General features: G+C 37.3%; 20 protein-coding genes. 15 read left to right on the top strand and 5 right to left on the bottom strand.

Annotated features, from left to right (window positions below):
• The first annotated feature begins 99 nt into the window (after positions 1–99).
• From ACFQO1_RS07250 to ACFQO1_RS07195, 12 genes are all read left to right on the top strand, one after another.
• A complete protein-coding gene (locus ACFQO1_RS07250; RefSeq protein WP_380217325.1) occupies positions 100–495 on the top strand; it encodes a hypothetical protein in 396 nt (131 codons plus the stop codon).
• Positions 496–500: 5 nt separating this feature from the next.
• Positions 501–1,145 (top strand): hypothetical protein, encoded by a 645-nt coding sequence (locus tag ACFQO1_RS07245; protein ID WP_380217324.1) that lies wholly within the window; start codon positions 501–503, stop codon positions 1,143–1,145.
• A 183-nt stretch (positions 1,146–1,328) separates the two neighbouring features.
• Positions 1,329–1,844, top strand: coding sequence for a hypothetical protein (locus ACFQO1_RS07240; protein WP_380217323.1), 516 nt, complete (start codon positions 1,329–1,331; stop codon positions 1,842–1,844).
• Positions 1,841–2,635, top strand: coding sequence for a sensor histidine kinase (locus tag ACFQO1_RS07235; RefSeq protein ID WP_380217322.1), 795 nt, complete (start codon positions 1,841–1,843; stop codon positions 2,633–2,635). The genes ACFQO1_RS07240 and ACFQO1_RS07235 overlap by 4 nt, the downstream gene beginning before the upstream one ends.
• An 11-nt stretch (positions 2,636–2,646) precedes the next feature.
• Entirely contained in the window at positions 2,647–3,324 is a 678-nt protein-coding gene (locus ACFQO1_RS07230) for a response regulator transcription factor (protein ID WP_380217321.1), read from the top strand.
• Positions 3,325–3,331: 7 nt separating this feature from the next.
• Positions 3,332–4,159: a glycosyl transferase gene (locus ACFQO1_RS07225; protein WP_380217320.1), complete on the top strand. Its 828-nt coding sequence runs from the start codon at positions 3,332–3,334 to the stop codon at positions 4,157–4,159.
• 131 nt (positions 4,160–4,290) lie between these two features.
• Positions 4,291–5,832 (top strand): YifB family Mg chelatase-like AAA ATPase, encoded by a 1,542-nt coding sequence (locus ACFQO1_RS07220; protein ID WP_380217319.1) that lies wholly within the window; start codon positions 4,291–4,293, stop codon positions 5,830–5,832.
• A 148-nt stretch (positions 5,833–5,980) separates the two neighbouring features.
• The gene (locus ACFQO1_RS07215; RefSeq protein ID WP_380217318.1) at positions 5,981–8,854 is read left to right on the top strand and encodes a M16 family metallopeptidase; all 2,874 of its coding nucleotides are present in this window, start codon (positions 5,981–5,983) and stop codon (positions 8,852–8,854) included.
• 112 nt (positions 8,855–8,966) lie between these two features.
• Entirely contained in the window at positions 8,967–10,199 is a 1,233-nt protein-coding gene (locus ACFQO1_RS07210) for an Nramp family divalent metal transporter (protein ID WP_380217317.1), read from the top strand.
• On the top strand, positions 10,200–10,934 hold the full coding sequence (pxpA, locus tag ACFQO1_RS07205) for a 5-oxoprolinase subunit PxpA (protein ID WP_380217316.1): 735 nt from the start codon (positions 10,200–10,202) through the stop codon (positions 10,932–10,934). It begins immediately after the preceding gene.
• Entirely contained in the window at positions 10,931–11,659 is a 729-nt protein-coding gene (gene pxpB, locus ACFQO1_RS07200; protein ID WP_380217315.1) for a 5-oxoprolinase subunit PxpB, read from the top strand. Before pxpA ends, pxpB begins: the two co-directional genes overlap by 4 nt.
• Complete coding sequence (locus ACFQO1_RS07195) at positions 11,652–12,491, top strand: 5-oxoprolinase subunit C family protein (RefSeq protein ID WP_380217314.1); 840 nt, start codon at positions 11,652–11,654, stop codon at positions 12,489–12,491. Before pxpB ends, ACFQO1_RS07195 begins: the two co-directional genes overlap by 8 nt.
• A 107-nt stretch (positions 12,492–12,598) precedes the next feature.
• On the opposite strand, the gene ACFQO1_RS07190 is transcribed toward ACFQO1_RS07195, so the two are convergent.
• The 3 genes from ACFQO1_RS07190 to panB form a co-directional block, all read right to left on the bottom strand.
• Positions 12,599–13,258 (bottom strand): RluA family pseudouridine synthase, encoded by a 660-nt coding sequence (locus ACFQO1_RS07190; protein ID WP_380217313.1) that lies wholly within the window; start codon positions 13,256–13,258, stop codon positions 12,599–12,601.
• 89 nt (positions 13,259–13,347) lie between these two features.
• Complete coding sequence (locus ACFQO1_RS07185; RefSeq protein WP_380217312.1) at positions 13,348–13,701, bottom strand: four helix bundle protein; 354 nt, start codon at positions 13,699–13,701, stop codon at positions 13,348–13,350.
• Positions 13,702–13,747: 46 nt separating this feature from the next.
• Positions 13,748–14,566 (bottom strand): 3-methyl-2-oxobutanoate hydroxymethyltransferase, encoded by an 819-nt coding sequence (panB, locus tag ACFQO1_RS07180; protein ID WP_380217311.1) that lies wholly within the window; start codon positions 14,564–14,566, stop codon positions 13,748–13,750.
• A gap of 64 nt (positions 14,567–14,630) precedes the next feature.
• Between panB and ACFQO1_RS07175 the strand changes: the two genes are divergently transcribed.
• Positions 14,631–15,095 carry a nuclear transport factor 2 family protein gene (locus ACFQO1_RS07175; RefSeq protein WP_380217310.1) on the top strand — a complete coding sequence of 155 codons (465 nt, stop codon included), beginning with the start codon at positions 14,631–14,633 and terminating at the stop codon, positions 15,093–15,095.
• A gap of 14 nt (positions 15,096–15,109) precedes the next feature.
• Here ACFQO1_RS07175 and ACFQO1_RS07170 read toward each other — a convergent pair whose 3' ends face one another.
• Positions 15,110–16,534, bottom strand: coding sequence for an L-serine ammonia-lyase (locus tag ACFQO1_RS07170; RefSeq protein ID WP_380217309.1), 1,425 nt, complete (start codon positions 16,532–16,534; stop codon positions 15,110–15,112).
• Positions 16,535–16,646: 112 nt separating this feature from the next.
• Here ACFQO1_RS07170 and ACFQO1_RS07165 point away from each other — a divergent pair, with 112 nt between their 5' ends.
• Positions 16,647–17,015 carry a S24 family peptidase gene (locus tag ACFQO1_RS07165; RefSeq protein ID WP_380217308.1) on the top strand — a complete coding sequence of 123 codons (369 nt, stop codon included), beginning with the start codon at positions 16,647–16,649 and terminating at the stop codon, positions 17,013–17,015.
• Positions 17,012–18,277, top strand: a complete 1,266-nt coding sequence (locus ACFQO1_RS07160) for a Y-family DNA polymerase (RefSeq protein WP_380217307.1) — start codon at positions 17,012–17,014, stop codon at positions 18,275–18,277. The genes ACFQO1_RS07165 and ACFQO1_RS07160 overlap by 4 nt, the downstream gene beginning before the upstream one ends.
• On the opposite strand, the gene ACFQO1_RS07155 is transcribed toward ACFQO1_RS07160, so the two are convergent.
• Positions 18,270–19,538: an MFS transporter gene (locus tag ACFQO1_RS07155; RefSeq protein ID WP_380217306.1), complete on the bottom strand. Its 1,269-nt coding sequence runs from the start codon at positions 19,536–19,538 to the stop codon at positions 18,270–18,272. The two genes, ACFQO1_RS07160 and ACFQO1_RS07155, sit on opposite strands and share 8 nt — an antisense overlap.
• Positions 19,539–19,664 lie beyond the last annotated feature (126 nt).

Raw genomic sequence — 19,664 nt, 5'->3', positions numbered from 1 at the left:
AAGGCTTTGGTGAAGATGTAGGTTAAATACATCTTTCTTAGAACATTAAACCCGTTTAGTTTTTTTACTTTTAAGAATTCTAACTTAAAAATAGTAACGATGAGCCAACAAGACAAAAAAATTGATCTTCCAACTGCACAAACATGGACAACCAATTGGAGAAATAATGAAAGTGATTACAACAAGCATAATGAATGTAATGCTTTTTTAATTCCAGCTCAGGATTTACAGGGGGCTTTAGAAGAAATGCAAGGACAAACTGGACAAAAGTATATTAGAGCCTATCTTGGAGTAGATACTTCGACCACTCCAAGCACCGAAAAATTAATCATTGTAGGAACAAAACCTGAAACTCAAAAGGATGGAAGTATTATATATCGTGATTTAGTGAAAGGGTATGCGAATGCTGTAGCAGATGGTAAAGAGGGTAGTATTTGGGATTTTACAGAACCATGTCCACCCAATTGTGATAATGATAGTCCAATAGGTGGATAATACTTATGGAGGTAATCATTAATGCACTTTCCAATGTAATTTTTATTCTACTATCGGTTGCTTCTGTGATCTATTTTATAGGCTTTGCAAAACATAGCAAAGCCTATAAAATATTTACTATTTACCTTTTAACCATGTTTATAATTGAATGGTTATTACGGGTAATAGTGCTTTTTGACTGGAATGATAGTACACTTTTTCTATTTGTCTATTATTTTGTGTTCCAATTTATAATCTTGTCTCTATTTTATCAGAAATTGCTGAATTTTAGATGGATTTATTATGTTTTAGTTGCCGGATTATTATTTTTTGTTGTTCAATATAGTAATGACCCTGAAATGTATTTTAGATACAATCCAATAGGAGTAGTTGTAGGACAAGGAGTGATTGTGATATATTCTTTATTATACTTTTATAAATTACTTTCTGAAAAGGGAGAATTTGTAATTGTAAATAGTGGTATCTTTTTTTACTTACTTACCAGCATGCTAATTTTTGCTTCAGGAAATTTGGTTTTCAATATTAAAATATCAACAGAAACGATTGTATTGCTGGGTAAAATTATTAGAGTGTTGTATTTAATATTTTTAATCCTGATTATGATTGAGTGGTATCGAAACTATAGAGACCCCAAAAAGGTAAGCTCTTAATTTCTTTAAAAATAAAACTACACCTCATTTTTTAAATCAATTACTATATAAAAGCTTTTGGAATTTATACGAGAATTAGATGAATTTATATTTATAGCAACACTAGCTCTACCAATTTTATATTTTACGCGATATGCGATTTACAGTAACGCATACCGCATATTTTCATGGTATCTTTTAGCAATGGCAACGGTTGAATGGGCATTGCGTATTGTGTTATTGTACGATTTAAATGATACAAACTCTTTTTTGTTCGTATACTTTTTTATAGCTCAATTTATTTTGCTGTCATTATTCTATAGGGAATTGTTGGGATATAAATGGATCAATTTTGTCACCGTTGGATGTATACTTTTTTTTGGAGTTCAATATATTCTTGAGCCTCACCTATTGTTAAAGTATAATCCAGTAGGAGCTTCAGTCGCTCAAGGAGTTATTGTAGTGTATGCTTTAGTATATTTTTATAAATTGCTTTCAGAAAAGGGAGAATTAGTTATAGTGAATATTGCTATCTTCTTTTTTTTACTCTGCAGCATGCTCATTTTTGCCACAGGAAACCTTATGGTTGACAAGTTAATTTCAGATGATTTTGCATGGATATTACAGGACCTACACTTTATATTCTATTTTATTTTCATAGGTTTGGTATTCGTTGAATGGGTTAAAAACTACAGAACAATTTCTTTTAAGCAAGTATGACTGAAATCCCTCAGGAAATAGAAATAATTCGGATCATTATTGGAGCCATTGCCTTGGTTGTGGTTATGGCACTTGCGATTGTTCTTTTTTTCTATTTTTCAAGAAAAAAAATAACACAAGCAGAACTTGATAAGGCAAATCTTGAAGTAAGCTATCAAAAAGAATTAGTTCAATCAATACTGCTTACTCAGGAAGAAGAAAGAAAACGCATTGCGCAGGATCTTCATGATGCCATTAGCTCAAAACTGAATATAGTTTCTTTAAATGCAAACATACTCACCGAAGAACATTTAACCAATGAAGAACGAAAGAAAATAGCTTCCGGAATTGTAAATGTTACAGGTACTGTTCTTGAAAGTTCCCGAAAAATAGCACATGATTTATTGCCCCCTACCTTCGAAAAATTCGGTCTTAAAGCAGCTATTGAGGAATTATGTGAAGAAGTTTCAGAAACACAAAAATTTAATATCAGATGTAACCTTCATTACAAGCCCGAAAGCCTTTCAAAAGACAAAGAGTTGCATGTGTTTAGAATTACGCAGGAGTTATGCAACAACGCATTAAAATATAGTAATGCTTCCTTTGTTAAAATAGATTTGCGAAGCACCGAAAACACTGTATCTTTACAATATAGAGATGATGGCGTAGGTTTTGACCTTGTTTCAGCGAAAGAAAAAAAAGGACTCGGAATTAGCGGTATAGAAAATCGAGTCGCGTTATTACAGGGTTCTTTTGCAGTAGAAAGTGCAAAAAATGAAGGAGTACAGGCACTTATAGAAATACCAATTTAAAAATACCATGTATGGCAAATAGAATTGATGTAGTAATTGCAGATGATGAAGAATTATTTCGTGTAGGATTGGTACATATTTTATCGAGAGATGAGGCTATTGATGTTACTTTTCAGGCTTCAGATGGGCAAGCGTTACTTGATCATTTGAGTACTTGTGAAGAACTTCCAGATATTGTTATTACAGATATTAAAATGCCAAATTTAAATGGTGTTGAAGCAACAAAAGTAATTAGAGAAAAATATAAGGAGATTGGAATAATTGCGCTTACAACGTATAATACAAAACCTTTTATTCGAAATATGATTGATGTTGGAGCGAGTGCCTATCTCGTAAAAAATTCGCCGCCGGCAAAAGTGTTGCATACCATTAAGCAAGTTTTTTATAATGGGTTTTATTATGATTCGGAAACCATACATGTGATTAATGAGCGAGCGAGTTCTCGTTTGACCACCAATACAAAAACTGTATTTGATACAGATTTTTTAACTGAAAGGGAACGGGAAATTTTACACCTTATCTGCTTACAATTAACTTCTTCAGAAATTTCAGAAAAGCTAAACATTAGTAAAAGAACAGTTGAAACTCACCGGAAAAATATAATAGATAAGACCGAAGTTAAAAATCTTGCAGGGCTTGTAATTTTTGCTATTCAGAATAATTTAGTGCCCTCTACTGTAATCGAATAATTCAGTTTTGAAATTAAAAGAAATCCCTCCATATCTTCGCAACCGATTCAAGTTAAGCATACTTTCTGCTAAAAAACTAAATCAGCGTAATCCAGAAACAGAGTTGCCAGTAATTGTAACTCTTACCACCATTCCTTCAAGGATTAAAATAGTTCACTTAGCAGTAAGAAGTATTTTAGCACAGGAGTATAGACCAAAAAAAATAGTCCTGTGGCTTCATGAGTCTTATGAAAATAATTTACCTCATACGTTATCAAGATTAAAAGGTGCGATATTTGAAATTCAGTATTCCCCATATACATTTTCTCACAGAAAATTAATACATAGCCTAGAGCGATTTCCAGAGGAGAAGCTTGTCACGATTGATGATGACATGATGTATCCTCCAGAATTTTTATATAAATTATATAAGGCACACTTAAAATTCCCAACAGCTGTAATGACTCATTATGCAAGAATGATAAGTTATAATAAGAAAGGAAAACCTTTACCTTATCTTCAATGGCCCTACATTGGGAAAAATCCTAAAAATCCAAAATTTGTGATGCCTGTTGGCGTGTTTGGAGTGCTTTATCCACCAAATGTATTGGATAAACGTGCTACAGATGTTGGTTTAATTAATAAATTATCCCCTAAAAGTGATGATCTTTGGTTTAAAACGATGTCTTTATTAAAGGGTACAATCTCTAAATTAAGTGAGGATAGACCTTCTAAATCCATTCTTATATTAGGCACTCAACGAGATGCCTTAAAAAGAACAAATAATGAAAAGGATTACAAACGAAAACAATGGGAGCAAATAATGGACTATTTTAATATTACTTCGGAAAGGTAGTAGGGTAGAATTTTAGAATATTAGTATTTTGGTAATTTTTGGTTTTACTCACAACTGAAAACAGACAACTCTCAACAATATTTCGTATCTTCAACATTGCATTCTACGCTCCCTGCAATTTCATTTAAAATATGCTTACCAAAGTTTATGGGAGTGCCGTATTTGGTGTTGAGGCCACTACCATTACGGTAGAAGTTAACGTCGATAAAGGTATCGGCTATCATCTGGTAGGTCTACCCGATAATGCCATTCGTGAAAGTAACTTTAGAATTGCTGCTGCGCTTCAAAATAACGGATATAAAATCCCAGGAAAGAAACTCATTCTTAACATGTCTCCTGCCGATATGCGTAAAGAGGGCTCTGCGTATGATCTTACCTTAGCTATGGGAATTCTTATTGCGACGCAACAAATTGATGAGAGAAATCCATTAAGTGACTATATTATTATGGGCGAGCTTTCTTTGGACGGAAACTTACAACCTATTCGAGGTGCCTTGCCTATCGCAATCAATGCTTTAAAAGATGGCTATAAAGGATTTATTCTTCCGAAGCAAAACGCTAATGAAGCAGCTATCGTGGAAGGTCTTACTGTATATGGTGTCGAGTCTATTAGGGAGGTCATTGAATTTTTTGACAAAGAAATCCCTTTACTCCAAACTGAAGTTGATCTTGAAGCAGAATTCTACGAACAATTAGAAAACCCCGAGTTTGATTTTGCAGATGTCAAAGGGCAGGAGTCGATAAAACGTTGCATGGAGATTGCTGCTTCTGGCGGGCATAATATCATACTCATTGGTCCGCCTGGTTCTGGAAAGACAATGTTAGCAAAACGGCTCCCGTCTATTTTACCGCCTTTATCTTTGACGGAAGCTCTTGAAACAACAAAAATTCATAGTGTGGCAGGTCGTACTATGAAAGCTGGAGGTGTAATGACATCAAGGCCTTTCCGAAGTCCACACCACACCATTTCAGATGTGGCACTTGTGGGCGGAGGTCAATATCCACAACCTGGCGAAATATCTTTAGCACATAATGGTGTATTATTTCTAGACGAATTACCCGAATTTAAACGAAGTGTACTAGAGGTAATGCGACAACCTCTGGAAGATAGGGATGTAACCATTTCGAGAGCACGATTTACGGTGACGTATCCTGCGAGCTTTATGTTAGTAGCGAGTATGAATCCGAGTCCGGGAGGATATTTTAACGATCCAGATGCACCCGTGACTTCATCACCCGCAGATATGCAACGGTATTTAAGTAAAATTTCTGGTCCGTTGTTAGATCGGATTGACATTCATATAGAAGTGACCCCTGTGCCTTTTGAAAAACTAAGTGAAGAAAGAAAGGGTGAAACGAGTATTGCCATTCGAGAACGGGTTACCAATGCAAGGAAAATTCAGACAGCACGTTTTGCAGATAGCGAACACGTCCATTATAATGCTCAAATGGGGGTAAAGCAAATTCGAAAGTATTGTCAGCTTGACACCGCTTCATTAGAGTTGTTGAAAACTGCGATGGAGCGATTACAGCTTTCAGCGAGAGCTTATGATAGAATTCTGAAAGTTTCCCGTACTATTGCCGATCTGGAATCTTCCGAACAGATTACACAAATTCATATCTCTGAAGCCATACAATATCGAAGTTTGGATCGGGATGGTTGGTTTGGATGATGTGTTAGATAGTGCTCCATTCATTTTGCTAAGATTCAGTCCTTTCTATCCTACTTTCCGAAGTAATTTAACAATACTTTAAGATTGTAAAAGTAACACCTTAGTACATTTGATGACTTACTTTTAAATTTAATCCAATAACAAAAAAATGATACACAAAAATTTAGTCAAAGCAGTTGTTCTTTCACTAGTAATTGCGTTTACAGTCGTTTCTTGCGACAAAAAAGAAGGAGATGCTACATCTTCAGAAGAATCTGCTAAACTTTCAGTAGATTTTGAAAAATACGAACTTGAAAATGGTCTAGATGTGATTTTGCATCAAGATAAAAGTGATCCAGTAGTTTCCGTAGCCATACAATACAATGTTGGTTCAAACAGAGAAAAAACGGGACGTACTGGATTTGCACACTTGTTTGAGCATATGCTGTTTCAGGAGTCTGAAAATGTGCCACAGGACCAATTCTTTAAAAATATTCAGGATGCTGGGGGAACCTTAAATGGATTTACACAAAAGGATAGAACAGTGTATTATGAGATTGTTCCAAATAATGCCTTAGAAAAAGTTTTATGGATGGAAAGTGATCGTATGGGGTTCTTAATCAATACGGTAACCGAATCTGCATTTTATAACCAACAGGAAGTCGTTCAAAATGAAAAGAGACAACGGGTAGATAATAACCCATACGGACATACGGGTTGGGTACTGGATAAAAATTTGTACCCAGAAGGGCACCCGTATAGCTGGCAGGTAATTGGTGAATTAGAAGATTTGCAAAACGCCACGGTTGAAGACGTTAAAGAATTTTATGACAAATTCTATGGTCCTAATAATGCAACTTTAGTTATTGCAGGAGATTTTGAAACTTCAAAGGCAAAAGAGTTAGTAGAGAAATATTTTGGTGAAATCAAAAGACGCCAAGAAGTAGAACCATTAGAGCCACAACCGGCAAACCTAACAGAAACAAAAAGATTTTACCATGAAGATAACTTTGCAAATGCACCACAATTAAATATGGTTTGGCCAACGGTTCCTCAATATACAGAAGAAGCCTATGCATTGGATGTGTTTGCTGAAGTATTCTCCAGCGGAAAGAAAGCACCCCTTTACAAAGTGTTGGTAAAAGAAAAAGAACTGGCTTCAAGACCTTTTGCGTATAATAACTCTCAAGTCATTGCAGGTGAATTCCATATTGGAGTAACTGCGAATGACGGTGTAGATCTTGATGAAGTTGAGGCTGGAATAAACGAAGCATTTGCAATGTTCGAAGAAAACGGTATTACAGATCGTGATATAGAACGCGTAAAAGCAGGGCTTGAAACAGGTTTTTATAATGGTATTAGCAGTGTGTTAGGGAAATCTTTTCAACTAGCAAGTTATAATGTTTCTAAAGGAGATCCAGGTTTTATTGAGCAAGATATCGAGAATATCAAAGCCGTTACAAAGGAGCAAGTTATGGACGTCTATAACAAGTATATTAAAGGACAGCCTTATGTAATGACAAGTTTTGTCCCTAAAGGGCAAGTTGAGTTGATTGCAGAAAATAGTACGAAAGCAGAGATTGTTGAAGAAGAAATTAAAGAGAATGTTGCGAAAGTGGTTGAGGATGCAGCAACTGAAGTTGTAAAAACTCCTTCAAGCTTTGATCGTTCTATCACACCAGAAGAAGGTGAAACTCCTGCATTAAACATTCCAACAAGCTGGAAGGCTGAGCTTTCAAATGGATTGGAAGTGTATGGTATTGAACAAAATGAAATTCCAACGGTTAACTTCAGTCTTGTGATTGAAGGAGGACATTTGTTGGATGATAAAAATAAAAATGGAGTTGCTAATTTAATGTCAGATATCCTGATGGAAGGAACTGCTAACAAAACACCTGAACAATTGGAGGAAGAAATCGAATTATTGGGAGCTTCTATCAATATGTATACAACCAACGAATCAATAGTCGTTCGTGGAAATACATTGACGCGTAATTTCGATAAAACGATGGAGTTGGTTAAAGAAATTTTACTAGAACCACGTTGGGATGAAGAAGAGTTAGCACGAATTAAAACAGCAACAATTAACGGTATTAAGCGAAGTGCTGCAAACCCTAATGTGGTAGCAAATCAAGTCTATGATAAGCTTTTGTATGGTGAAGATCATATTTTCAGTTACCCAACCAGTGGTACAGTTGAGTCGGTTGAAGCCATCAACATGCAGGATTTAAAAGATTTTTATGCTAAAAATTTCTCTCCTTCGGTAAGTAGAATGCATGTAGTTGGTAAAATAAGTAAAAATGCTACCTTAGAAACATTAGAAGGTATTGAAGAAGGTTGGGCAGCTAAAGAAGTAACCATACCAGAATATCCGGTTGCAAATACTCGAGATAAAGCTAGCTTATACTTTGTGGATATTCCTAATGCTAAACAATCTGTTATTAATATTGGATATATTGCACTACCTAGGACAGATGCAGATTTTTACCCAGCAGAAGTAATGAATTATAAATTAGGAGGTTCTTTTTCTGGAAACGTAAACTTAATTCTACGTGAAGAAAAAGGATATACGTATGGAGCACGTTCAGGGTTTAGCGGAAGTAAAATTCCAGGAGCTTTTACTGCATCGTCTAGTGTTAGGACAAATACAACTGGAGAATCTGTTCAGATATTTAGAGATCAAATTTCAAAGTATAAAGAAGGAATTTCTCAAGAAGACCTTGAGTTTACTAAGAATGCTTTAATTAAATCGAACGCTCGTCGTTTCGAAACTCAAGGAGCCCTTTTAGGAATGCTTCAGGAGATGAGTAGCTATGACCTACCGGCAGATTATATCGAAAATGAAGAGGCTACTGTTAAGAACATGACTCTAGAGCAACATAAGCAATTAGCGAATAAATACCTTGACGAGTCTAAAATGGCGTATTTGGTCGTTGGGGACGCAGCTACACAATTCGCGCAGTTCAAAAATATGGGCTTTGACGAAGTGAAGCTGATTGATAAAGATGCGAACGAAGTAACTCTTACAGAGGTAAAGCAATAAGCTGAACTATTTCAGAAATAGATTTTATAGAAAGGGGCGCTGTGTTAGCGTCCCTTTTTTTATACCTTTAACTGAAAGTACAAGAGTAGGTTAATGAGAGAACAAAACGGAAGTGAATAATCCATTTAAAAATATAGGCCCTGGAACTTTAATTGCAGCAGCGTTTATAGGGCCTGGCACAGTAACTACTTGTACCCTTGCAGGAGTGCAGTATGGATTTACATTGTTGTGGGCAATGGTACTATCTATTGTAGCAACGATCGTTTTACAGGAAATGGCTGCTCGCTTAGGTATCGTCTACGGGGAAGGACTTGCTGAAACTGTAAAAAAACAAATTAAAAGCTCATTTATTCGAGCCATAGCGATCATCCTAATCTTATCTGCCATTCTTGTTGGAAATGCAGCCTATGAAGCAGGAAATATTAGTGGTGGTGTGCTTGGCTTACAAACTATTTTTTCTGAAAGTACAATCGCTATTGGAAGTTTTCAGCTTAGTCCCTTAAGCATACTTGTAGGAATTATTGCATTTGTCCTCCTTTTTATTGGTAATTATAAACTCATTGAGCGATTTTTAGTTGGCTTGGTCCTGCTTATGAGTGTTTCGTTTATAATTACCGCCATAGGGACACAGCCGAATATGGTTTCAGTTCTAAAAGGAATTTTTACACCTGTCATTCCAAAAGAAGGAATATTGACCATCATTGCGCTTGTAGGAACTACTGTTGTGCCTTACAACCTTTTCCTTCATGCGACTTTAGTGAAAGAAAAGTGGAAAGGGGAATCAATTTCTGCAAACCTGAAAGCGGCTAGAAAAGACCTGTATGTTTCTATTATCCTCGGCGGACTCGTTTCTATGGCGATCATTATTTCGGCTGCAGCGATCGAATCACAGCAAGTTGCTAATGCTTCAGATCTGGCATTAAGTTTAGCCCCTTTATATGGCTCATTTGCCACGTATTTCCTAAGTCTAGGGTTGTTTGCAGCGGGAATCACTTCAGCAATTACAGCGCCTTTAGCGGCTGCTTATGTAGCGAGAGGATGCTTTGGGTGGAAGAAAGATCTAAAATCAATTAAATTTAGAGCTGTTTGGATAGTGGTGTTGTTATTGGGTGTTGTTTTGTCTTCCGTAGGTGTGAACCCTATTGAGATTATTCAATTTGCACAGATTGCCAACGGACTGCTTTTACCAATCATTGCAGGTTTCTTACTATGGGTAGTAAATAAAAAGGAAGTGTTAGGGAGGTATAAAAATTCTGTAACACAAAATATCTTCGGAATCTTAATTCTTATCACAGCCTGTATTTTGGGAGCAAGAACACTTTTAAAAGTTTTTGGCTATATATAGATGGCATATACAATTGATATTAACGCAGATTTGGGTGAAGGCACTGGAAAGGATGTGGCAATCATGCCGCTCATTTCTTCCTGTAGTATTGCCTGTGGTGGCCATTATGGTACCGAGAAAACAATGCGAAAGGCTATTTTATTGGCTAAAAAACACAATGTAAAAGTAGGGGCACATCCTTCGTTTCCAGACACCAATAACTTCGGAAGGAAAATCGTTACCATGACAAAATCCGAACTAATCGAATCGATATTAAATCAGCTAACCGCCTTCTTTGACATCTGTACTTCGGAAAGTATTTCGGTACATCATGTAAAATGCCACGGAGCATTATACAACTACTCTGCTATTGATGCGCTTACCGCAGATGCTGTGGTGGAGGCAATACTTGCAACCAAACAACGTCCTAAGTTGTATGTTCAGCATGGAAGCATTCTACATAAAAAAGCAGAAAATTTATTACCCTTACAATTTGAAGCTTTTATTGATAGACGCTATACCCAACAGGGAACACTCGTACCGCGATCGCATGCTAAAGCAATTATTCATGCTCCTAAAAAGGCCTGGAAGCAATTATTACAAATGATTACAAACAATAAAGTAAAGACAATAGATAAGCAGATTATTTCAATAATCGCTACAACCTATTGTATTCATAGTGATCATAAAGACTCGGTTGCTATTTTAAACTACCTGCATTCTCAGTTTCAATCTCATAAAATTGACCTGATATGACGGGGAGTGTAAGGATTCAACCTTTTGGTGAGCATGCTGTTATAGTGCAATGGGAAGCTATTATTTCTGAACATATTCATGCTGAAGTTTTACAGTTTCAGAAATGGGTCGAACTACAGTTTGCTTCAGAGGTCCTTGAAACTGTTACTTCCTATCATGAATTAGCCATCTATCTCAAATCTGGAGTGAACCTTTCAGAATTTATACAACTACTGAAAACAAAAAAAAGCACTCCTTATTCTGAAGTTTCTGAATTAAAAAAGAGGATGCTAACAATACCTGTATGCTATGATGCCAGTTTTGCAGAGGATTTGTCTCGGGTTGCAACCATAAACAATCTAACCGAAGCTGAGGTCATTAATATCCATTCAGAAAAACTTTATACGGTTTATTTTATAGGCTTTCTCCCTGGTTTTCCCTACTTAGGCGGAATGGATAGTAGGTTGGCTACGCCCAGACTAGAAATACCGCGAGCAAAAGTAGCAAAAGGTGCTGTAGCTATAGGAGGGAGCCAGACGGGCATTTATCCACAAAGCTCCCCCGGGGGGTGGAATGTAATAGGAAGAACCCCAATTGAATTATTTTCGATGAAAAATGAATCCTCCGGAATCCTCAAAGCAGGAGATCTTGTAAGGTTTAAAGCTATTTCAATAGAAAAATTTCAACTTATTGAGACTGAAATTGCGAATACCACGTACCAACTTAAAGTGAACTTCCATGATTGAAGTGCTTTCGGCAGGCTTGGTAACGACCCTTCAGGATCGAGGACGCTTTGGATCAAGAAGCATGGGAGTCCCTGTAAGTGGTACTATGGATGGACATTCGGCAATGCTCGCAAATGCACTTGTTAGAAATGCTTCGGAAGCAGCAGTTCTCGAATGTGTCCTTATGGGACCTAAATTATTTTTTGACGAAAATGCTCTGATTGCAGTAACAGGAGCACACTTTCAGCCTACAATCGATGGAAAGCCTATCGCACTGAATAAAAGTATAAAAGTCTCACGAGGATCAACCTTAAATGTAGGTTCAGCTGTGAAGGGAATGTATGGCTATATTTCAATACAAGGAGGTTTTGTTTCTGAAATTGTTTTAGGGAGTCAGAGTTTTTACAAGGGAATTACCAAAAAAGCAGCACTTGAAAAAGGCGATGTATTAAAATTTAACTCATCCTCAATCTTTTCTGAAGCTTTAAAAACCAATTTGCAACCTCTCGATTTCAATCAGCATATTGTTGAAGTTATAGCGGGACCGGAATTTAATAAGCTATCAAAATTTCAACAACATTTAGTATTAAAAAGTGCTTATAAAATAGCTCCACAGAGTAACCGAATGGCGATTGTTTTTGAAGATAAAAGGGGAGTAGGGGTCAGCGAAATTTTAACAGCTCCAGTACAACCTGGAACAGTTCAAATTACACCTTCAGGAAAACTTATTATTTTAATGAGAGATGCTCAAACTACAGGAGGATATGGGAGAATTTTTCAGCTAACGGAAGCTGCAATACATTTACTTTCGCAGCAACGACCTGGATTTCTAATTTCATTGAAATTAATATAAAAATAGCTTTATTCTACTTTTTAGTCTTGTCTAAAATAATAAGTTATTTAGTTTTAAATCAATTTGTTATATTTTGTTATCTAAAGTGATAATTTTATAATTAAAATTTATATGCAAGCATCCCAAATAGCATCTTTTGGTGGGGGTGCAAGGATATGAATTAGCTCTTTTTTTACAGGATGTGAAAATTTTAATTCTCGTGCATGCAGGTGAATGCTTGCATCTTTATTGCTTCGGTCAAAGCCGTATTTTAGGTCTCCTTTTATGGGACAATTGATTGCCGATAACTGACTTCTAATTTGGTGGTGTCTACCGGTTTCAAGATCAATTTTCAGTAGATAATAATTATTTAATTCTTTGATAAGTTCGTAGCTTAAGATTGCTTTTTTGCTATCTGGAACTTCCTTGCTATTTGCATAGGATTTATTCTGTTTTGGATTGCGTTTCAGAAAGTGTACCAATCGGTCATTCTGTTTTGGAGGTACGTTTTTCACTACTGCCCAATATGTTTTTTCTGTAGTTCTTTCGGCAAACATTTTATTGAGTCGGGTAAGTGCTTTAGACGTTCGTGCAAAAAGTACGATCCCACTTGTAGGTCTGTCGAGTCGATGCACCACTCCCAGATAAACTGCACCTGGCTTATTATATTTTTCAGCGATATATGACTTTACAACTTCAGAAAGTGGTTTGTCACCCGTTTTGTCACCTTGAACAATATCGCCTGGACGTTTATTGACTATAATAAGGTGATTGTCCTCGTAGAGCACCTGAAGGTTGTCTTTGTTGCTATGTGGATATATATTTTGGATGGTTAGTGTATTCGTATTTTAGATGTTTAGTATTTTAGTTTGTTGGATTATGCTTTTAGAGTTGATTTCAACTTTGAGAGCATTTTGATTATTGTTATTATATCTACTGCAAGTGCCTTAGATTCTTCTTTAGAAATGAATTTTAAATCCTCGCAAATAAGTAATTGTGTTTCAATCTCATAAGCAGAACCTATCGCAATTTCAAGAAACCTTGAAAAATCTTTATTAGAATTTCTGGAAGCGCCTTCTGCAATATTGGATGGAATAGAAATTGTCGCCCTTCTCAGTTGTGATATTAGTCCAAATTTCTCTGAAGTAGGAAATGATCCAGTAATCATATAGATTTTTGAACAGAATTCTCTACTAAGTTGCCATACTTTTAAATCTTTATATCGATGCATACTAATAAATTCTTCTAAAATACTAAGAATCTAAAATACCAACCTACTAATATTGTTCCTCGTCCGTTGGGAAGTTGCCCTTCTTTACATCCATACTATATTGTTCAAACGCATTGGTCATTTCGGTATAAAGATCAAGGTAACGTCGTAAGAACCGCGGATTAAATTCGTGGGTCATTCCAACCATGTCATGGGTTACAAGTACCTGTCCGTCCACTCCGTTCCCGGCACCAATCCCAATAATAGGGATAGTCAAACTTTTTGCAACTTCTTCAGCTAACTTAGCAGGAACTTTTTCCAGTACAATTGCAAAACAGCCACATTTTTCCAATAATAAGGCATCTTGTTTTAATTTTTCGGCTTCTTCCTCTTCTTTCGCGCGAACGGTATAGGTTCCGAATTTATAAATAGATTGTGGTGTTAAACCTAAATGCCCCATAACTGGGATTCCAGCATTTAAAATACGTTTTACCGATTCTTTGATTTCTTTTCCGCCTTCTACTTTCACTGCATGTCCGCCACTTTCTTTCATGATTCGGATGGCAGAGCGAAGTGCTTCTTTAGGGTCACTTTGATAGCTTCCGAAGGGAATATCCACCACAACAAGACTTCTGGTAATCGCTCTCACAACCGATGAAGCGTGATAAATCATCTGATCTAAAGTAATGGGGAGTGTAGTTTCATGTCCGGCCATTACGTTAGAAGCAGAATCTCCTACCAAAATAACATCAATGCCAGCCCCATCTACAATCTTTGCCATGGTAAAGTCGTAAGCTGTAAGCATGGAGATCTTTTCTCCACGTTTTTTCATATCTACCAAGGTTTTTGTGGTGATACGTTTGTATTCTTTTTTCGCGACGCTCATAATTTTAGTACAAAATGAACTGTAAAAGTACTAAATTTGAAGAGCAACCTTAATATTCTCTATCATGAAGTTTTTATTTTCAATACTAATGCTTGGTTTTTCAGTAACAATAACCGCTCAAGATTTCTTTACAGAAGCTGATGCAAAAGGACTAATTGACACGTTTTTTGAGGGGTTTCACAAAGGAGACACCTTGTTGATGCAATCTGTTTTGGCTGAAAATGTAGTGCTTCAAAGTGCGTCGGTAAATAGAGAAGGAAAAAATGTATTGTCTGTCACTCCTATGTCCGGATTTTTAAAATCCATAGGGTCAAGACCAGAAGACCAAGTATGGAAGGAGAAACTGTTAGGATACGAAGTGCAGATCGATGGCAATCTTGCGCATGTTTGGACTCCCTATGAATTCTGGTATAACGGAACCTTCTCTCATTGTGGCGCCAATGCATTTACAATAGCTAAACTGGAAGAGGGGTGGAAAATTATTCATTTAATCGACTCTCGTCGAAGGGACGACTGCCAGCAGGAATAGATAATTAGATTGATTTAGCAATCACTCATATTTACTTGTACGGCAAGTCCGCCTTCACTGGTCTCCTTGTATTTACTAGTCATATCCTTAGCCGTCTCCCACATCGTTGCAATGACCTTGTCCAACGGAATCTTTACATCATTGGGATCACGGTCAAGTGCCATTTCACAGGCATTGATTGCTTTAATAGCGCCCATAGCATTACGCTCTATACACGGTATTTGAACCAGACCGCCTATAGGGTCACAAGTCATTCCCAGGTGATGTTCCATGGCAATTTCGGCAGCGATAAGTACTTGGGCAGGAGATCCGCCCATGAGTTCGGTAAGTGCTCCAGCAGCCATTGCCGATGACACACCAATCTCTGCTTGGCAGCCGCCCATTGCGGCACTAATGGTCGCATTCTTTTTGAACAAGCTTCCAATTTCGCCCGAAACAAGTAGGAATTTTTTAATATCTGCGAAGTTTCCGTCATGATTTTCAATCACCAGGTAATACATCAAAACAGCTGGGATTACGCCAGCACTTCCATTGGTAGGCGCTGTAACGACACGTCCCAATGATGCGTTTACTTCATTTACGGCCAATGCAAAACAAGACACCCATTTAAGAATCTGCCTAAATTTCACTTCGGTATCTCTAATAGAATGCAACCACTCGTATTTATCGTTGTAAGTTTTGTTGCCTTTAAGTTTTTCATGCGTTTCATAGGCACGCCGAATTACGTTTAATCCGCCCGGGAGTACTCCTTTAGTATGACATCCTATATACATGCTTTCTAGCATGACATCCCAAATGGCCTTTAGTTTAGTATCGATTCTGTCCGGATCCCGCAGCGATAGTTCATTTTTAAGAACAAGTTCGCTAATTGAAATATTTTCTGCGGTGCAATAGTCAAGAAGTTCGGTTGCTTTTGAAACAGGGTAGGGGAAACTAGCAAATTTCTCTCGTTGTCTTTTCGCACGGGCTCTTTCTTTCTGAACGACAAAGCCTCCGCCTATAGAATAATAGATGTCACGCGTTTTTTTACCATTGCGTAGCGTCGCTTCAAATTTAATTCCGTTGGGGTGAAAATCGAGAAATTTTCGGTTAAAAGTGATATTTTCTTTAAAGCTGAAAGCGATTTCTTTTTCATTGTTCAGTTTCAAAACATTGGTTTCTTTTAGCAAATCAATCGCTGGCTGAATGGAATCTATATCGACGGTTACAGGGTCTGTTCCCATCAATCCCATCACTACGGCGATATCTGTTGCATGACCTTTGCCTGTAAGTGATAAAGATCCGTAGAGATTTACCTGTACACTAGCAACTCCGGTAAATAGTTCACGGGCTTGTAACTTTTTGATCCATTGCTGTGCGGCACGCCAAGGGCCTAAGGTGTGTGAACTGGAAGGTCCAACTCCTATACTTAACATGTCGAAAACCGAAATACTTTCCATAGTTTATTCTGAACCTCAAACCTAGTGAAAATCTTGTAATCGTTTTAAAAATTGTTGATATTTTATATTGGAAATATTCCAAGTAATAGGAATTATTCCATACTTTTGAGGAATGGAAATACGTCTTTCAGGAAAAATAAAAAAAGTAGATAGCCGGCATGCTCCCGAAGTTTCAAAACAGACGGGTTTTCCCAGTGCTGCAACGCATTATACTGAAACTCCAATCGACCTGCATAAAGAACTTTCTATCAATAAAGACGCGACATTTTATATTCGGGTAGATGACAATGCCTGGGCAGATTATAATATTCTAAAAAACGATGTACTCATTATTGACAGAGCCATACGCTCTCGTTTTAATGATCTGGCATTGGTCGTACAGGAAGGGGAATTTAAAATACTACGCATTCCATTTGACAAAGAACAGGAAACGTTCACGCTTTGGGGTGTTATTAGCTATATAATTCATGCGGTACGATGATAGCAATGGTCGATTGTAATAGTTTTTATGCTTCCTGTGAACAGGTCTTTAGACCAGACTTAACAGGCAAGCCTGTCGTTGTATTAAGTAATAATGATGGGTGCATCATTGCTGCCAATAAAGAGGCAAAGGAACTGGCACACATTCCTATGTTCGAACCTGTTTTTAAAATCAAAGACATATTGATTAAAAATAAGGTGACCTTCTTTTCATCAAATTATACATTGTATGGAGAAATGTCCCAGCGGGTAATGAATATTTTACAAACTTTTGCCCCCGAAGTGGAGGTGTATAGTATTGATGAAGCTTTTGTTAACCTACATGGAATGAAGCATATCGAATTACAGGCCTACGGATTGCAGATGAAAGAAATGGTACTGCAATATACTGGGCTGCCTGTAGGTGTGGGAATTGCTCCTACTAAAGTGCTGGCAAAATTAGCCAACCGAATGGCTAAAAAAATACCTGGAAATGATCACGTCTATGTGATTGATACAGATGAAAAACGGATACAAGCATTGCTGTGGGCAAAGACCAAAGATGTGTGGGGACTGGGCAGAAAACACGTCGAACGTTTGGAAAAAGTGGGTGTGTTTAGTGCCTATCAGTTTACGCAACTTCCGTTACAATGGGTACGTAAAGAAATGACAGTAGTAGGAGAACGGCTTTGGCGGGAACTGAGAGGTGAATCGTGCATGGAGTTTACAACCATGCCTAAGACCAAAAAGGCAATTGGAACTGCTAAATCCTTCGGAAAGAGACTTACAGACATTGGGCTTATAGAAGAAGCTTGTGCCTATTACATTAGTGAAGTAGCCGAAGTGTTACGGGCTCAGAAATCCTGTGCAACCTATGTGCAGGTATTTGTAATCACCAACTATCACAGTAAAGTTGACAAGCAATATTCGAATAGCTGCACAGTGACGATGCCCATTCCCACAAATGATACATTTGCCTTAATTACGGAAGCACGTAAAGCACTTTATTCAATTTTCGAGCCTGGCTATCGCTATAAAAAAGTTGGGGTGAATTTATTGGGGATCATTCCGCAGGAATATGTACAAGGAAATTTATTTCTTTCTTCAAAACTGAATAATAAGGCATTGATTGAAACCTTTGACAGACTTAATAGTAAATTCGGAAAGTCTACCGTAGCATCTGCTGTAACAGGCACTAAGAAAAGTATGGAGGAGTGGGAGCTTATAAAAAAGGAGCGAAGCAAACGCTATACAACGCAATGGAACGAATTGCTTTCTATTTAATTTTCTTTGCCAGAGTATTAAAGATCAAAGAGGCAATGAGTCCTACTACCGAAAAACCTGCCAGAGCCCAGAATACGTATTGATGTCCGGTCTCTCCTTTCCAGCCATCCAGAAAATAACCTATCATAGGACCTGCAAAGATGTCTGGTGTATAACCCACAAAAGAAATCACACCTACCGCAGTACCTGTTAATAGCAGAGGGATTTTTCCTTCCTCCATCACCGCAAAGTACAATACACGAGCCGAGTAGACTCCAACTGCTGTGATACTAATTGTCGTAAAAAAGAATAGAGTAGTACTATTAGGTAGGATGCCTGATGCAAACAAAATAGCGCCCACAATCGTCAGTATAAATCCTAAACTTAAATAAATGGAGGCTCGAGAGCGGTCTGCCAAAAAGCCAATCACGACTCCTACGACAGGACGAATAAATAATAAGAAAGTTCCTGTTTGAGCAGCTTCGACTTCTGTGTAGTTCATGACTTCACGAGCGTAAAGCGAAAAAATATCGGTGATTTTATAGCCTACATAGGCACATAAGATAATAATCATTAATAACCAGACCGAGGGTAATTTTAAAACTGTTTTTATATTTTGAAAGGTGATTTTTTCCTTCTGAATAATTACTGATTCTTCATGCTTCAGTTTCAGAAAAAAGAAAACGAGTACTCCTATTGCAGCGACAATCATGGAAGAAGTGTACACTACCTGCTGAAACGCTTCGGCTCTGTTTAAAGTTTCTAAATTTTCCGAAGCATCGCCAACAAAGGTTGCAAAAATAAGCAGACCTAACAAACCGAATAACGCTCCAACCAATCCGCGACCTCCATCCAAAAACCCAAATGCTTTTCCTTGGTCATCGGTACCGCCCCAGACACGGGTAGCTTTTATCATGCCAGCCCAGAATAAAAATATGGTAGTAAAACCCCAATAGCCGTATAAAATTTTCAAAGTTAAAAACGATGGGTTGTTGACATACACGAGTCCGCCGGCAGCAGTTAAAAGCAAGGCGACACCCATTAGCTTTCGGGAAGGAAATCGATCGGCAAGAGGGCCGCCTACAAGGTACGAACCCAACGCAACCAATCCGTAAATAGAGAAACAGAGTCCGATTTCAGTATTATTAATTTCAAACACATCCAATACCGTTGCTCTAAATACCCTTGCGAGTACAAATGGCAGAATAAAAACTGCTTCACCTGCAAGAATAAGGAGTGCGATATAATGCCAGGACTTTTTTGTAGATTTTGAAGTACTCAAGGTTTGGTATTACTTACAGTATCAATATTACTGATTTTGAATTAAAAAGGGATGTTTTAAAAAATTATTTATTAAATCAAAAATTCAAAACACTGCAATTTACTGCCAACTGTATATTGTCTACTT

It is taken from the genome of Jejudonia soesokkakensis (assembly GCF_042664795.1).
GTDB lineage: Bacteria > Bacteroidota > Bacteroidia > Flavobacteriales > Flavobacteriaceae > Jejudonia > Jejudonia soesokkakensis.
This window is presented reverse-complemented; position numbering and strand designations above follow the sequence as displayed.

Bases quoted from the DNA above. Each gene is read 5' to 3' on its own strand.
- ACFQO1_RS07250 (WP_380217325.1), top strand. From the start codon at position 100: ATGAGCCAACAAGACAAAAAAATTGATCTTCCAACTGCACAAACATGG.
- ACFQO1_RS07245 (WP_380217324.1), top strand. From the start codon at position 501: ATGGAGGTAATCATTAATGCACTTTCCAATGTAATTTTTATTCTACTA.
- ACFQO1_RS07240 (WP_380217323.1), top strand. From the start codon at position 1,329: ATGGCAACGGTTGAATGGGCATTGCGTATTGTGTTATTGTACGATTTA.
- ACFQO1_RS07235 (WP_380217322.1), top strand. From the start codon at position 1,841: ATGACTGAAATCCCTCAGGAAATAGAAATAATTCGGATCATTATTGGA.
- ACFQO1_RS07230 (WP_380217321.1), top strand. From the start codon at position 2,647: ATGGCAAATAGAATTGATGTAGTAATTGCAGATGATGAAGAATTATTT.
- ACFQO1_RS07220 (WP_380217319.1), top strand. From the start codon at position 4,291: ATGCTTACCAAAGTTTATGGGAGTGCCGTATTTGGTGTTGAGGCCACT.
- ACFQO1_RS07215 (WP_380217318.1), top strand. From the start codon at position 5,981: ATGATACACAAAAATTTAGTCAAAGCAGTTGTTCTTTCACTAGTAATT.
- pxpA (WP_380217316.1), top strand. From the start codon at position 10,200: ATGGCATATACAATTGATATTAACGCAGATTTGGGTGAAGGCACTGGA.
- pxpB (WP_380217315.1), top strand. From the start codon at position 10,931: ATGACGGGGAGTGTAAGGATTCAACCTTTTGGTGAGCATGCTGTTATA.
- ACFQO1_RS07195 (WP_380217314.1), top strand. From the start codon at position 11,652: ATGATTGAAGTGCTTTCGGCAGGCTTGGTAACGACCCTTCAGGATCGA.
- ACFQO1_RS07185 (WP_380217312.1), bottom strand. From the start codon at position 13,701: ATGCATCGATATAAAGATTTAAAAGTATGGCAACTTAGTAGAGAATTC.
- panB (WP_380217311.1), bottom strand. From the start codon at position 14,566: ATGAGCGTCGCGAAAAAAGAATACAAACGTATCACCACAAAAACCTTG.
- ACFQO1_RS07175 (WP_380217310.1), top strand. From the start codon at position 14,631: ATGAAGTTTTTATTTTCAATACTAATGCTTGGTTTTTCAGTAACAATA.
- ACFQO1_RS07170 (WP_380217309.1), bottom strand. From the start codon at position 16,534: ATGGAAAGTATTTCGGTTTTCGACATGTTAAGTATAGGAGTTGGACCT.
- ACFQO1_RS07165 (WP_380217308.1), top strand. From the start codon at position 16,647: ATGGAAATACGTCTTTCAGGAAAAATAAAAAAAGTAGATAGCCGGCAT.
- ACFQO1_RS07160 (WP_380217307.1), top strand. From the start codon at position 17,012: ATGATAGCAATGGTCGATTGTAATAGTTTTTATGCTTCCTGTGAACAG.